A 12,545-nucleotide genomic window follows, 5' to 3' on the forward strand; every position below is an offset into this window, starting at 1 on the left:
ATGCTCGACAAGCGGAAGTTCTACATCAACGGAGAATGGGTGGCGCCGCTTGCCGCCAACGATCTGGAAGTCCTGAATCCGGCCACGGAAAAGCCGGTGGCCGTCATCTCCATGGGAACCGCCGCCGATATCGATCGGGCGGTTGCTGCCGCCAAGATGGCATTTGCCGGCTACAGCCGTACCAGCGTCGAAGAGCGCCTTGCGCTCTTGGAAAAGCTGCTCGCGATCTACAAGCGCCGCTACGAAGAAATGGCGCAGACGATAACGCTGGAACTTGGCGCGCCATTGACCATGAGCCGGGAGCAGCAGGCAGATGTTGGTGTCGGCCATCTCCAGGGGTTCATCGACGCGCTGAAGACCATTTCCATGCGCGAAGTGCTGCCGAACGGTGATGTGCTGTTGCGGGAGCCGATCGGCATCTGCGGGCTGATCACACCTTGGAACTGGCCGATCAACCAGATCGCGCTCAAGGTCGTCCCGGCTTTGGCCACGGGCTCGACCTGCGTCCTGAAGCCGAGCGAATTTACGCCGCTGAACGCCATGCTCTATGCGGAGATGGTGCATGAAGCCGGGTTCCCGGCCGGCGTTTTCAATCTCGTCAACGGCGACGGCCTGAATGCCGGTGCCGCGTTGTCGAAGCACAAGGACGTCGAGATGATGTCCTTCACCGGCTCGACCCGTGCCGGGATTGCGGTCAGCAAGGACGCCGCCGATACCGTCAAGCGCGTCACGCTGGAACTCGGCGGTAAATCTCCGAACATCGTCTTCGAGGATGCCGATCTGGAAGATCGTATCACCGGCAGCGTGCTGGAGTGCTTCAACAACTCCGGCCAGTCCTGTGATTCACCAACGCGCCTGCTCGTGCAGAAGTCCGTTTACGGCAAGGCTGTTGAAATTGCCGAGCGTGTGGGCAGGGAGGTTACTGTCGGCAATCCCGCGGAAGAGGGGACACACATCGGTCCGCTGGTCAGCGATATCCAGTTCGGTCGCGTCCAGGCCTTGATCGAGGCGGGAATTGCCGATGGCGCAAGAGTGCTTGTCGGCGGCGCTGGAAAGCCCGAGGGGTTCGAGACGGGCTATTTCGTAAAGCCGACGATTTTCGCGGATGTCGACAACACGATGCGGATCGCCCGTGAGGAGGTGTTCGGACCGGTGCTGGCCATCATGCCGTTCGAGACCGAGGAGGAGGCGATCGCGATTGCCAACGACACCAATTACGGTCTCGCCGCCTATGTCCAGACCGGCAATCCGGAGCGGGCGGAACGCGTGGCCGCACGCCTTCGCGCCGGCATGGTGCACATTAATGGCGCCCCCCATCGCTATGGCAGTCCCTTCGGCGGCTACAAGCAGTCCGGGAACGGTCGCGAGGGCGGCATGTTCGGTCTGGAGGACTTCCTAGAGGTCAAGACGCTTCATCGCCCGGACGCGGCCTGAGGGCAGTGAATACGGTTTTGCGCGTAGAACCATCTCCTTCGCGCAAACCAGAACTTCAGGAAGTCGTCGCTATGCCGTTTGATAGCCGGCGATAGCCCCCGCGCCAGTAAAGCAGCGGTTCCATGTCTTCTCTGGTGTCGATCGCGCAGACGCGACCGATCAGGATCGCGTGCGAGTGATGGTTCATCACCGCGTCGAGTTCGCAATCGAGGACCGTCAAGGCGTCCCTCAGCGCTGGCGTGCCCGTGGCAAGGTGATACCAGCTGCCGCCGGTGTAGCGATCGACACCCCGCTGTCCGTCGAAGCCGGCAAAGGACTGGGCGACATGTTGCTGATCGGCGGCAAGCACATTGACGCAGAAGCGACGATACTTTTCGAGGACGGGCCAGGAAGACGAAGTCCGGTTCACGCTGACGATAACGGAGGGAACATCCGCAGAAAGAGACGACACCGACGTTGCGGTGAAGCCCGTGCGTTCATCGTGCTCGCCGACGGTGATAACGCTCACCGCTCCCGCCAGTTGTCGCATCGACATCTTGAAAGCCGACTGATCGACGGCAAACCCTGTCTTGGCGATCTGGTCCATCTTCCTGCCTCCGTGTTCAGCCCTGGGGCGCGGTAGCTGCAAACCGATTGGTGGGCATCGAAAGCCCAAGATTCTCGCGCAGGGTCTTGCCTTCATATTCTTCGCGGAACAGGCCGCGGCGGCGCAACTCCGGCAGAACGAGCCGCACGAAATCGTCGAGACTTGCCGGCAACGTCGGGAACATCAGGATGAAGCCGTCGGCCGCACGTGTCTCGAACCATTCTTCCATGAAGTCGGCGATCTGAACCGGTGTGCCCGTAATGCCGTTGCCCGTGTGCTTTTCGGCGTAGTGACGCACCAGTTCGCCGACCGTGCGCCCGCTCTTCACGAAATCAACAAGCTCGTCGAACAGCGCGCGCGAGCCCTTCGGCGTCTCTGGCAGTCTGTTCATCGGGAAAGACTTGTCCATCGGGACGCCGCGCAGGTCGGTTTCAAGGAATTCCGAGAGCATCAGGCGCCCGACATCGGGATGCATCTTGTCGATCAGGTAGTCGACCTTTGCCTGCGCTTCGGCCTGAGTTTCTCCGACGTTCAGGACTACGCCCGGCATGATCTTCAGATCATCGGGGTTGCGGTCGTAGGCCGGCATGCGGCGCTTGACGTTATCGTAAAAGGCCCTGTTGCGCTCGATGTTGGATGCAAGGCTGAAGACGACCTCTGCCGTACGGGCGGCCATGTCCATGCCCGGCTCAGAGCCGCCGGCTTGCGCAATTACGGGGCGACCCTGCGGCGAACGCGCAATGTTGAGCGGACCGCGTACCTGGAAGTGCTTGCCCTTGTGGTTCAGCGTGTGGTGCTTGGTCTTGTCGTAATAGACGCCGCTCTCGCGGTCGAGGAGCAGGGCGCCTTCTTCGAAGCTGTCCCACAGCCCGAAGACCACGTCGACGAATTCATTGCCGCGCTCGTAGCGCAGTGCATGCGGGTCGAGCCCTTCGCGATTGAAGTTGTAACCCGTCTCGTCATGGTCGGAGGTTACGACGTTCCAGCACACGCGACCGCCGCTCAGATGATCGATGGAGCCGAAGAGGCGCGCGACGTTGTACGGTTCGTAGTAGCTGGTCGATACCGTTGCCACCAAGCCGAGGTTTTCGGTCGTGACCGAAAGAGCCGAGAGCAAGGAAAGTGGCTCGAAGCGGTTCATTTTCGTCGGGATCCGCGCAAGCGCATCAGGATCACCGACGGCAGCCGCCGGTGAATCCGCCATGAACATGAAGTCGAGTTTCGCCGCTTCCGACCGTTTGGCGACATCCAGAAGGTGGCTGAAATCATTGGCGCCGTGGACACTGCTGGCAGGGTGAAGCCAGGAGGCCGGGTGAAAGCCGAACGTGTAGACGAAGGTGCCGAGTTTCATCTTGTCGGTTCGCGCCATTAAGCCCTCCTGAGGCTGATCACCATCGATATGCGCAAATTAACGCCGCGCGGCTTTTTTCATCAATATCGAGCAAGCTGTCTTCCGTTTTAGTTTTTCTAAAGAGTGGAGGGTGCCGAGACGGTCGCCTGTCGCCGGGAGATGGCGATAACCCAGTCGCGGAACTCTGTCCCGAACGGCTTCTGTAGCGCGGAACGATCCCAGGCGAGGAAGTAACTTTCCCGGAGCGGGATCCTGACATCGAGGGGGATGACCAGAGTCTGCGCCTCGAGCTCGTCCGCGATCATCGACATCTGGGCAAGAACGACGCCGCGCTTGTTGACGGCCGCATCGATAGCGCTGCTCGAGAGGGTGAAGGAAAGCCCTGTGGAGGTCTCCTTGAGTTGGACGCCGACTTTCTCGGCAAATTCTGCCCAACTGGGGTAGGGCGTGAAATGCCGTTCCCATTCGACATGAAGCAGCGGATAGCGAAGCAGCGCGGAAGCCGGCACAGTCTTGGCGTCGATCAGGGCAGGGGAGCAGGCGGGCACGACCCAATCGCGGAACAGCTCCGTATAATGGTCGTGCTGGAGCACGTCGGAGCCGTAGCTCACGCGAAAGTCGACCTCGTCAAATCCCATGCGGGGTTCGCGGTCCCGGCCCGTCACCCTGACATGCGCATCGGGATGGAGCGCCTGCCAATCGAAAATGCGCCGGCCGATCCATTTGTTGACCACGGATGACAACGCGCTCAGCACCAGCGCGTTCTCGTTGCGCGCCCGTGCGAGGATCTGCTCGGCGGCTGCGAATTGCTCGAAGCCCTTGGAAATTTCCCGGTGGTAAAGCCTGCCCCAGAGCGTCAGTTCGGCCGTTCGGCCGCTGCGTTCCAGGAGAGTTACCCCAAGGAAGCTCTCGATTTTCCGTATCTGCTGGCTGATGGCGCCCGGAGAGACGTTCAACTCCGTTGCGGCCGCCGTAACGCTTCCACAGCGACCGACCGCTTCGAATGCTTGCAAGCCTTTAAGCGGAACTGCCCTGAAGTACTGCTCGTCGGTCATCAGGGAAGCCTCGCTACGATTGGTGACGAGAAACAAGCGTCTCGGCGGGATGGAAGACGCCTGCAAACTGGAAACGCTCGCCGGGATGCGTGATCTCGACATAGGTGACCAGGCGGTCGTTCTGCCACGTCTGGCGGATGAGATTGAGGCAGGGCTCTCCGCGACCGATCTGCAGCACCCGGGCCATTGTTGCGTCGGCGGATACGGCGCGGATCACATGCCTTGCCTTCGACCAGGGCACCTGTGACAAAAGCCATTTCGCTGGGGGCACGTCGGCAAAGCCCTCGTCTCTGGCCTGCGGTACGGTATCCAGCAGGATAATTCGCCGTTCGATCGCGGTCGGTTTGCCATCCACGATATGGAGGCACTGAATTCGCAGGACCTCGGCTCCCTCCGTGCTCTGCAGCTGCGCCGCTTCGGCAGGTGCGAGCGTGTCGATCTTTCGGACCAGTATCTCATAGCGATGCTCGTAACCGGCCAGAGCTGCTTCGGTGCCGATGTCCTGGATGTCCATTACCATGCGGTTGATCTGTGGTGCGGCAACGAACGATCCGGCCTTCCGGCGCCTGACGATAAGGCCGCGTTCCACGAGCGTGGAAAGCGCCTTGCTAACCGTCATGCGGGAGCATCCATATTCCTCAACCAGGTCGTGTTCGATCGGGATGCGATCACCCGGCCGCCAGTCGCCGCTCAGGATTTTCGCCTCTATGTCTTTGAAAATTCTTTGATGAATTGGTATCAATACGCCACCTGCTCCCAGCGACATCCCGCCCTTGCTGTCGGGCGAGGCGACAATCGGCATTGCTTCCGATGCGGTCGTTCGGCACAAAATTTGCTTCCGTCGACTTTGACGTTGACACCTTAGGCTAGCCTATATCTATTTGTATAGTCAAAAGCGGATCATAGAAATCCGTTCAGCGGGACTGAAATCGGGAACTCCTCCTTTGCGGAGGGAAAACTGGAGAGAACAACATCATGATTGCAAACTCGTTGCTTAAGGGCCTCGTCGGCGCAGCATTCATATTCGGTGCAACCCTGTCGGCCCACGCCGCAGACACGCTTGTAGCCGTCAAGGCCGCCGGCACGCTGAAGGTTGGGACCGAAACCGCCTTCGCGCCCTTTGACTTTATCGATGCCGGCGAACATGCCGGACTGAACGTGGATCTCTTTGCTGAAATCGGCAAGGAACTCGGCGTCAAGATCGAGTGGGTCGCCCTTCCGTGGGACGGCGTTTTCCCCGCACTCGAAGCCGGAAAGTTCGACGTCGTTGCAGGTCCTGCGACGATCACAAAGAAGCGTATGGAGCGCTATCGCTTCACTCCGCCGATTGCCGAAGCGACCATTGCCGTGCTGAAGAAGGCCGGCGACAGCACGATCAGCAAGCCGGAAGATATCGCCGGCAAGAAGATCGGAGTCGGTAAGGCGACGTCGCAGCTCGACCAGCTCAAGGAGTTCTCTGAAACGCTGCCGTCCAAGGTGGACATCCGCGAATATCCTGCCTTCACGGAGTCCTATGCGGACCTGGCGGCCGGCCGTATTGCCGGCGTAGCGAACTCGCTGCCGAACATCGCATTCGTTGCCAAGCAGCGCGAAGGAACGTTCGAGGTTGTTCTGCCGCCGTTCGGCAAGAAGTCCTACTTTGGCTTTATCGGTCTCAAGGATGCCGATCATGCGCCCCTGATGGACGCGATCGACGCCGCCCTGCTCAAGATCAAGGCCGACGGTCGTATGGCTGAGCTGCAGAAGAAGTGGTTCGGCGCGACCTTCGATACGCCTGACGCTGTCAAGGATCCGGCATTCTGATTTCTGCCGATCGTTAACCGATCGCGCCCCGTGACTTCAGGGCGCGATCAGGTCTCCACGACAGCCAGGCGGGCAAAAGCCGGACATGTCCATCAAACTCTTCGAACTGCTTCTGCAGGCGTCGATCTACACGGTGACAATCAGCGTCGTGTCGATCCTGATCGGCTTTGCGATCGCGATCCTCCTTTCCGGGATGCTTCTCTCGCAGAAGCGGCTTCTCATCGCGCCTGCCCAGATTTTCATCAGCTTTTTCCGTGGCGTGCCTCTGCTCGTGCAGTTGCTGCTGATCTACAACATGCTGCCCGCGATCGGCTTGAACGTGCCGAGTATCGTCGCCGCGATTACTGGCCTGTCGTTGTGTACGGCGGCCTATCAGGCCGAAAACCTGCGAGGCGGCTTTGCCAGCGTTCCCATCGGGCTTGTCGAGTCGGCCGAGATGGTGGGATTGACCCCGGCGCAGATCTTTCGCCGCATCAAGGCACCAATCGCGTTGCGGCTTACCTTCCCGGCGCTCGTCAATGAGGCGATCCTTATCCTCAAGGCATCCTCGCTGGTGTCGGTCGTTGGCATCGTCGAGCTGACACGCATGGCGCAGGATCTTGCTGGCAGCACTTTCCTGCCGCTGCAGATCTTTGCCTGTGCCGGCCTCATCTATCTCGTGATCAACTGGATCGTGGCGCTTGCCGGCAGCTTGATCGAACGCTCCCTTCCAGGAGTTCCGCGATGACCTTCGACATCAACGTCATTCTCGACCAACGCGCTGCCATCCTGAGCGGTGCTGGCGTGACGATCATGATCTGGATCGTTGGAACGCTTGCTGCCGCCGTGATCGGTTTCTTCGTGGCCGTCGGTCGGCGATTTGGCGGCCCCGTCCTCGACAAGGCGCTCGGCCTGATCGTCGCGCTACTGCGTGGCACGCCGTTTCTGATCCAGATCTTTCTTGTCTATTATGGAGGGCCGTTCATTGGCCTTTCGCTTGATCCGCTGCCTGCGGGCCTAGTCGGCATCTCTATTTACGGGGCGGCTTATTATAGCGAGATCTTCCGCTCGGGTTTCCTCGCCGTTCCCAAGGGGCATATCGAAGCCGGCGAATGTGTCGGGCTCACCCAAGGCCAGATCATCCGGCGTATTCTACTGCCCGAGATGACCATGCTGGTGCTGCCACCTTCGCTGAACATGGCCGTGCTCCTGATGAAGGAGACGGCGGTTCTGTCGATCATTACCGTTCCCGAGCTTACCGCCACACTGAGCGCCATCGGCGCCCAGCAGTACGCCTTCGTCGAAGCACTTTCCGTACTGGCACTCTTTTACTGGGTGCTCGTCGAGATCACCGGCAGGCTTGGCCATCTCGTCGAAATGAAACTTACCAGATTGAGGTTTTTCAACGCATGAGCCTACCCGCGATCGCAGTCAAAAATCTCGTCAAGAAGTTCGGCGACTCGACGGTGCTGCACGGTATCGACCTCGAGATTCCGCAGGGGCAGGTTTCCTGCCTGATCGGGCCATCCGGATCGGGCAAGAGTACGCTGCTGCGATGCATGGCGTTCCTTGAGGAAGCCACCTCCGGCATCATCACGATCAATGGCGAGGTGCTCGGTTTCACCGAGAACGCGCAAGGCGCGCGCGAGCGCATATCGGCAGCTGCGAACCGCACGATCCGCGCCCAGATCGGCATGGTGTTCCAGCAGTTCAATCTGTGGCCGCACATGACCGCGCTCGGGAACGTCAGCGAAGCCTTGAAGACGGTTCACAAGATGAGCCGCAAGGACGCCGAGGAACGCGCCATGGCGCAGCTGGTCAAAGTTGGCCTCGAAGGTCGTGCAGGGCATTACCCGTCGCAGCTCTCCGGCGGCCAGCAGCAGCGCGTGGCGATCGCCCGAGCGTTGGCGCTGAAGCCGAAGATCATGCTGTTCGACGAACCGACATCGTCACTGGATCCAGAACTGACGGGTGAAGTGCTGAACGTCATGCGTGATCTGGCGGCCGAAGGCATGACCATGGTCGTCGTCTCGCACGAGATCGGCTTTGCCGCCACCGTTGGTCAGCAGATCACGTTCCTCGATCACGGGAAGGTTCTGTTCACCGGAGCCCCGCAGGATGTGTTCAAGAAGCCAAGGAATCCACGCCTAGAGCAGTTCCTGGACACTTACCTCGATCGGGGTGCCTCGATGCTGCTTTGAGCGACCGGGCTACCGGGCGCCACCCGATCGGCTGCCGGCTCAGATCGTGTGGTCGTCCGCTGGTATGGCAAACACGGGGTTGTGAAGTCCTCTGTTTGCCGGATAATCCAACATTAGCCAAAAATGATTGACTTTCAGTGGTTTCACGAGGCAGGTTCGGCCAACGGTGCGATGTAGCGGCTGATGTGCGACTCGGAGGTCGCGAACAGCTGCTTTGCCACGGAAATGGGGTCACGTGATGGGTGCGAACTGAACGGTTCCTGATCCCGTGGTCCTGCACAGAAACCATCTTGGCAAAATGCCGTCTCTGGCAGGCTGCCTGGGCGTTTGGCAGCCTTTGCTGTCGTCGCTGCCAATCGAGTGCCGCTTCATGGATGGATCCGGGGACCCTGCCAACATTTCGATTCCGAGGCCGCGCGGGCGTCCAAAGGTATCGAGCGACGAGACCAAGCGAGCGCACATCGTTGCCTTCGCGCAGAAGATATTCGTCGAACTGGGCTATGCGGGCACGACGACAGCCATTGTCGCTGCCCGTAGTGGCGTGTCCAAGCAGACCCTCTATCGATTGTTTGCGAGTAAGGAAGATCTCTTCCGCGCAGTCGTGATCGCGCATCGTCAGATGATGCTCGATCTGCCGCGACCGGAAGAAGAGGATCTGCCCGTGTCAAAGGCACTGGAGGCGATCTTCATGATTGATATGGATGAGGAAGCAGATGAGGAGCGCGCTGCTTTCATTCACCTGGCGATGCGCGAGTCCGGGCAGTTTCCTGAGCTTCGGGACATGCTGCACGATGAGGGCATGTTCAAGTCGCGACAACAATTGGTCGATTGGCTTTCGCAGCAAGCCACGGTTGGCAAGGCAGAGATCAGCAATCCTGAGAGCTGTGCGCGGATGCTGATGGATATGATCTTCGGTGGCATAAGGCCACCCGAGGGACAGGCGAAAGCGTGGCCGAATCTCGAGCTGCGCAAGGCTCATCTGCGGCAGTGCATTGCAATCTTTGCAAGAGGCGTCGGCGCCAACTGACCGTATTCCGTGAGTGCCATTCTCGAAATGACGCGATAAAAGGGTACTGAAAAGTACCATATTTGCCGAATTGTCTAAAATAAAGGGATTTAAAGCCCGGTTTCGGCCGGGAAGCTGATGATTTTTAACTATCTTTTTAATGGTGTGGAGGATGGTGTCGACAGTTTCCATTCCAATCAGGTGAACATGATGTCCACTCTCCTGTTACAGCATGGTCGCTCGCCTCAGGCGGCGGTATCGCAGCTGTTATCAGCACCAACTCCTTGTGCTGATGTCCCACTGCGTCTCAGATTTGTTTATCGTCGAGCGTCAGTACATACGGACTCACCGGTCTAGCCGGTAACCCATTCTCAAAATTCAAAAACGCTTCGAAGGCCGGTTTGGGCAAACCGACAGCCGTGGTCTGCTGCCGTGCATTCGAGCCATTTCTTAAAAGGGAAATCTCATGCAGGAAGACACCTGGGTCTCATCCGATATCGCCTTGCTGGCGGACTACATGTCGGTTCTGGGCAACGCCAATCGCCTGGCAATACTTCAAAATCTGCGCCGTGGAGAGATCCAGGTCAAGGTTCTCGCGAAGACGCTGGGTATCGGCCAGTCCGCCCTATCGCAGCACCTTGCAATCCTCCGCGAGAGTAATTTCGTTGATACCCGGCGCGTGTCTCAATCGGTCTTCTATTCGATACGCACCGATGTCATCACGGGAGCGTTGGCGCAGGTCGGGGAACTGCTGTCGCTGGATAACGACGAGGAACCGGCGGTCGCGCAACGCGCTCTGTGATGTCGCGGGCAGGGCGCTCTAGCTAGACTGGCTAGAGCGGTAGACCGGTGCGCCCTTGCTTTCCTGCGCTGCGGCGACATGTCCTTGTCATCAACAAGTCGATTGAGAGACAAAATGACAAAAGTCGCCGCCGTCGTCGCTCTGCTCCTCGCACTTTCCTCTTGCGCGAACACCGCCAACGGGCTCGCCAAAGATGGCAGGGACGCAAGTCATGCTTTGGACGCGAGCACCCATCGTATCTTAAAAGCCGGAGCGAACTGACAGCGATCCAGTCGCTGTCCGGTGTGGCGTCGTTGCGGCAATCGAACGACGTTTGGTAAGCGTCTTTCTCCTTCTATCGTGGCTATCCTCTGATACTCTGCGCAAGGCGCGCGCGTGCTTTCAAACAGCGCGTGCCTCGCGTTGGGGCAATATTTTGAACATGATATGGGGAAAACATGACGGGACGGTTGAACGGCAAGATCGCGATTATTTCGGGCGGCGCTACCGGTATGGGAGGAGCGGCGTCACGGCTCTTTGCGGCGGAGGGCGCGAAGGTGGCAATCATCGACCGCAACGCCGAGGCAGCCGCGCAGACGGCAAAGGCCATTCGCGACGATGGCGGTGTTGCTGACTTTTGGACCGCGGATGTCTCGGACGAGACGGCCGTAAACAACGCAGTTCGCGGTGTCGAAGAGAAATTTGGCCCGGTGACTGTGCTCTTCAATCACGCGGGCACGATTGTCATAAAGCCTTTCCTAGAAACGAGCGTCGAGGAGTGGGATTGGCTTCACGCGGTCAATGTCCGCTCCATGTTCTTGATGACGCGCGCCGTGCTGCCGGGAATGATCGCGGCAGGTGGTGGCTCGATCGTTTGCACCTCGTCGATTTCAGCCGTCGCGGCGACGCCGATGGAGGTGCTCTACGACACGACCAAGGGTGCGGTCCACATGTTCGCGCGGGCGATTGGTGTCGAGTTCCGGGACCGCAATATTCGATGCAATGCCGTATGCCCCGGTTTCATTCGGACGCCCCATGGATTGCGCGAGGTGTCAGAGCTCCAGGCTCTCGGCGTCGATGTGTCGGATGCCGCCATCGCTGCCCAGCAGGGCCGCATCGGCGAGCCCGAGGACGTTGCGCGGGCGGCACTCTACCTTGCCAGCGATGACTCCAGATTCGTGAACGGCGCGCACCTTTTCGTGGACAACGGCTTCACGGCGATCTGAAGCCGACAATGTCTCTGCGCGCGATCAGGATACGGAGACCGGCTTCGAGCGTAGCCGGCTCGCCGTCGCCGGATCCGCGCGCCGGCAAAGCTGTGGCGGCAATCCCCTCATGATCAATTCGGCATCAGCGACGGCCATGGAGCCGATTTCGTAGAACGCATCGCGCGTGCCGCCGGCCCTATGCGCGGACAGGAGCAGGCCCGGTATGGCCCGTAGGGCATGGTCCGCGGCCACTGGCTCGTCGGGGAACACGTCGGTCGCGGCCCTGATGTGGCCCGACTTGACTGCAGAAAGCATGGCCGGGAAGTCCACGACCGCGGCACGGCTCATCAGCAGAAACGCCGATCCCCGCTGCATCAGTTCAAATTGCCGGCGGCCGATGAAGCCTTCGTTCTCGCTCGTGACGCTTGCGAATACGAAGACAACCCGGCTTTCGCGAAAGAGTTCGTCGAGGTCCGACGGCGCGCAATCGAGCCGCTTTATCACCTCGCCCGGAAGCCAGGGGTCGAATACCCGAACAGGGTTCTTGAACGGGCGAACGAGCTCTCGAAGTTGCTTGCCGAGATCGCCGAAGCCGACAATCCCGATTGGGGCCCCGGCGAAGCGGAAGACGCCCTTGTTGCCGGCGAGGCCGTATTCCTCCGTTCCTTGCCGAAAGTCGCGGTCTGCCTGGGTAATCCCGCGCGCAAGATCGATTGCCATCCCCAGCGATGCCTCGGCAACGGGCGAGGCAAAGGCGGAGGCAGGCGTGATCACCCAGATGCCGCGCTCGACACAGCTCTGATAATCGATGTTCGGCATGAAGTTGGATTCGACATTGATGATCGCCTTGAGCTTCGGTGCACGATTCAGTCGCTCCTTCGGCATATCCGTCTGGCCAAAAATGAGCACGGTCTCCGGCAACAGCGCTTCGACCTGCTCATCCGGCATGCGGCGATCTTCCGAAATGACGACCTCGCCAAGCGCCTCGAGCCGGGCACGCACGGCCGGCTCCATGATGAGTTCGAGCGTCCGCGGCAACGGATCGACCAAAATGATATCGCGGCTCATGACGGCTCCTCCTGCTCCCTGAGGCAGCATCGCCAGAAAGAGGTTTTCTGCAAGAGGTTTCCGTGCAGCGCGG

General features: G+C 59.7%; 13 protein-coding genes. 8 read left to right on the forward strand and 5 right to left on the reverse strand.

What is annotated here, in order from left to right; translation table 11 throughout:
• A complete protein-coding gene (locus tag QTL94_RS28050; RefSeq protein WP_289803847.1) occupies positions 1 to 1,434 on the forward strand; it encodes an aldehyde dehydrogenase family protein in 1,434 nt (477 codons plus the stop codon).
• A gap of 55 nt (positions 1,435 to 1,489) precedes the next feature.
• Here QTL94_RS28050 and QTL94_RS28055 read toward each other — a convergent pair whose 3' ends face one another.
• From QTL94_RS28055 to hutC, 4 genes are all read right to left on the reverse strand, one after another.
• Entirely contained in the window at positions 1,490 to 2,020 is a 531-nt protein-coding gene (locus QTL94_RS28055; RefSeq protein WP_289803848.1) for a flavin reductase family protein, read from the reverse strand.
• A gap of 16 nt (positions 2,021 to 2,036) precedes the next feature.
• Positions 2,037 to 3,389 carry an LLM class flavin-dependent oxidoreductase gene (locus QTL94_RS28060; RefSeq protein WP_289803849.1) on the reverse strand — a complete coding sequence of 451 codons (1,353 nt, stop codon included), beginning with the start codon at positions 3,387 to 3,389 and terminating at the stop codon, positions 2,037 to 2,039.
• 98 nt (positions 3,390 to 3,487) lie between these two features.
• Positions 3,488 to 4,426, reverse strand: a complete 939-nt coding sequence (locus tag QTL94_RS28065; protein WP_289803850.1) for a LysR family transcriptional regulator — start codon at positions 4,424 to 4,426, stop codon at positions 3,488 to 3,490.
• A 13-nt stretch (positions 4,427 to 4,439) separates the two neighbouring features.
• Entirely contained in the window at positions 4,440 to 5,168 is a 729-nt protein-coding gene (hutC, locus tag QTL94_RS28070; RefSeq protein ID WP_289803896.1) for a histidine utilization transcriptional repressor HutC, read from the reverse strand.
• Positions 5,169 to 5,401: 233 nt separating this feature from the next.
• Between hutC and QTL94_RS28075 the strand changes: the two genes are divergently transcribed.
• The 7 genes from QTL94_RS28075 to QTL94_RS28110 all read left to right on the forward strand — a co-directional run bounded on the left by QTL94_RS28075 (position 5,402) and on the right by QTL94_RS28110 (position 11,422).
• Positions 5,402 to 6,229, forward strand: a complete 828-nt coding sequence (locus QTL94_RS28075) for a transporter substrate-binding domain-containing protein (RefSeq protein ID WP_289803851.1) — start codon at positions 5,402 to 5,404, stop codon at positions 6,227 to 6,229.
• 85 nt (positions 6,230 to 6,314) lie between these two features.
• Positions 6,315 to 6,956, forward strand: a complete 642-nt coding sequence (locus QTL94_RS28080) for an amino acid ABC transporter permease (protein ID WP_113521939.1) — start codon at positions 6,315 to 6,317, stop codon at positions 6,954 to 6,956.
• Positions 6,953 to 7,621: an amino acid ABC transporter permease gene (locus QTL94_RS28085; protein WP_289803852.1), complete on the forward strand. Its 669-nt coding sequence runs from the start codon at positions 6,953 to 6,955 to the stop codon at positions 7,619 to 7,621. The genes QTL94_RS28080 and QTL94_RS28085 overlap by 4 nt, the downstream gene beginning before the upstream one ends.
• The gene (locus QTL94_RS28090; RefSeq protein ID WP_289803853.1) at positions 7,618 to 8,409 is read left to right on the forward strand and encodes an amino acid ABC transporter ATP-binding protein; all 792 of its coding nucleotides are present in this window, start codon (positions 7,618 to 7,620) and stop codon (positions 8,407 to 8,409) included. Before QTL94_RS28085 ends, QTL94_RS28090 begins: the two co-directional genes overlap by 4 nt.
• Before the next feature lie 370 nt (positions 8,410 to 8,779).
• Positions 8,780 to 9,436, forward strand: a complete 657-nt coding sequence (locus QTL94_RS28095) for a TetR/AcrR family transcriptional regulator (protein WP_289803854.1) — start codon at positions 8,780 to 8,782, stop codon at positions 9,434 to 9,436.
• Positions 9,437 to 9,881: 445 nt separating this feature from the next.
• On the forward strand, positions 9,882 to 10,217 hold the full coding sequence (locus QTL94_RS28100) for an ArsR/SmtB family transcription factor (protein ID WP_289803855.1): 336 nt from the start codon (positions 9,882 to 9,884) through the stop codon (positions 10,215 to 10,217).
• Positions 10,218 to 10,654: 437 nt separating this feature from the next.
• On the forward strand, positions 10,655 to 11,422 hold the full coding sequence (locus QTL94_RS28110; RefSeq protein WP_289803856.1) for an SDR family NAD(P)-dependent oxidoreductase: 768 nt from the start codon (positions 10,655 to 10,657) through the stop codon (positions 11,420 to 11,422).
• Between the two features lie 24 nt (positions 11,423 to 11,446).
• On the opposite strand, the gene QTL94_RS28115 is transcribed toward QTL94_RS28110, so the two are convergent.
• Positions 11,447 to 12,472, reverse strand: a complete 1,026-nt coding sequence (locus QTL94_RS28115) for a hydroxyacid dehydrogenase (protein ID WP_289803857.1) — start codon at positions 12,470 to 12,472, stop codon at positions 11,447 to 11,449.
• Positions 12,473 to 12,545 lie beyond the last annotated feature (73 nt).

Source organism: Rhizobium sp. S96, assembly GCF_030382195.1.
GTDB lineage: Bacteria > Pseudomonadota > Alphaproteobacteria > Rhizobiales > Rhizobiaceae > Rhizobium.

Excerpts from the sequence above, each read along its gene's own strand:
- QTL94_RS28075 (WP_289803851.1), top strand. The coding sequence starts at position 5,402 with ATGATTGCAAACTCGTTGCTTAAGGGCCTCGTCGGCGCAGCATTCATA.
- QTL94_RS28110 (WP_289803856.1), top strand. The coding sequence starts at position 10,655 with ATGACGGGACGGTTGAACGGCAAGATCGCGATTATTTCGGGCGGCGCT.
- QTL94_RS28115 (WP_289803857.1), bottom strand. The coding sequence starts at position 12,472 with ATGAGCCGCGATATCATTTTGGTCGATCCGTTGCCGCGGACGCTCGAA.
- QTL94_RS28050 (WP_289803847.1), top strand. The coding sequence starts at position 1 with ATGCTCGACAAGCGGAAGTTCTACATCAACGGAGAATGGGTGGCGCCG.
- QTL94_RS28060 (WP_289803849.1), bottom strand. The coding sequence starts at position 3,389 with ATGGCGCGAACCGACAAGATGAAACTCGGCACCTTCGTCTACACGTTC.
- QTL94_RS28090 (WP_289803853.1), top strand. The coding sequence starts at position 7,618 with ATGAGCCTACCCGCGATCGCAGTCAAAAATCTCGTCAAGAAGTTCGGC.
- QTL94_RS28065 (WP_289803850.1), bottom strand. The coding sequence starts at position 4,426 with ATGACCGACGAGCAGTACTTCAGGGCAGTTCCGCTTAAAGGCTTGCAA.
- QTL94_RS28095 (WP_289803854.1), top strand. The coding sequence starts at position 8,780 with ATGGATGGATCCGGGGACCCTGCCAACATTTCGATTCCGAGGCCGCGC.
- QTL94_RS28055 (WP_289803848.1), bottom strand. The coding sequence starts at position 2,020 with ATGGACCAGATCGCCAAGACAGGGTTTGCCGTCGATCAGTCGGCTTTC.
- QTL94_RS28085 (WP_289803852.1), top strand. The coding sequence starts at position 6,953 with ATGACCTTCGACATCAACGTCATTCTCGACCAACGCGCTGCCATCCTG.
- QTL94_RS28080 (WP_113521939.1), top strand. The coding sequence starts at position 6,315 with ATGTCCATCAAACTCTTCGAACTGCTTCTGCAGGCGTCGATCTACACG.
- QTL94_RS28100 (WP_289803855.1), top strand. The coding sequence starts at position 9,882 with ATGCAGGAAGACACCTGGGTCTCATCCGATATCGCCTTGCTGGCGGAC.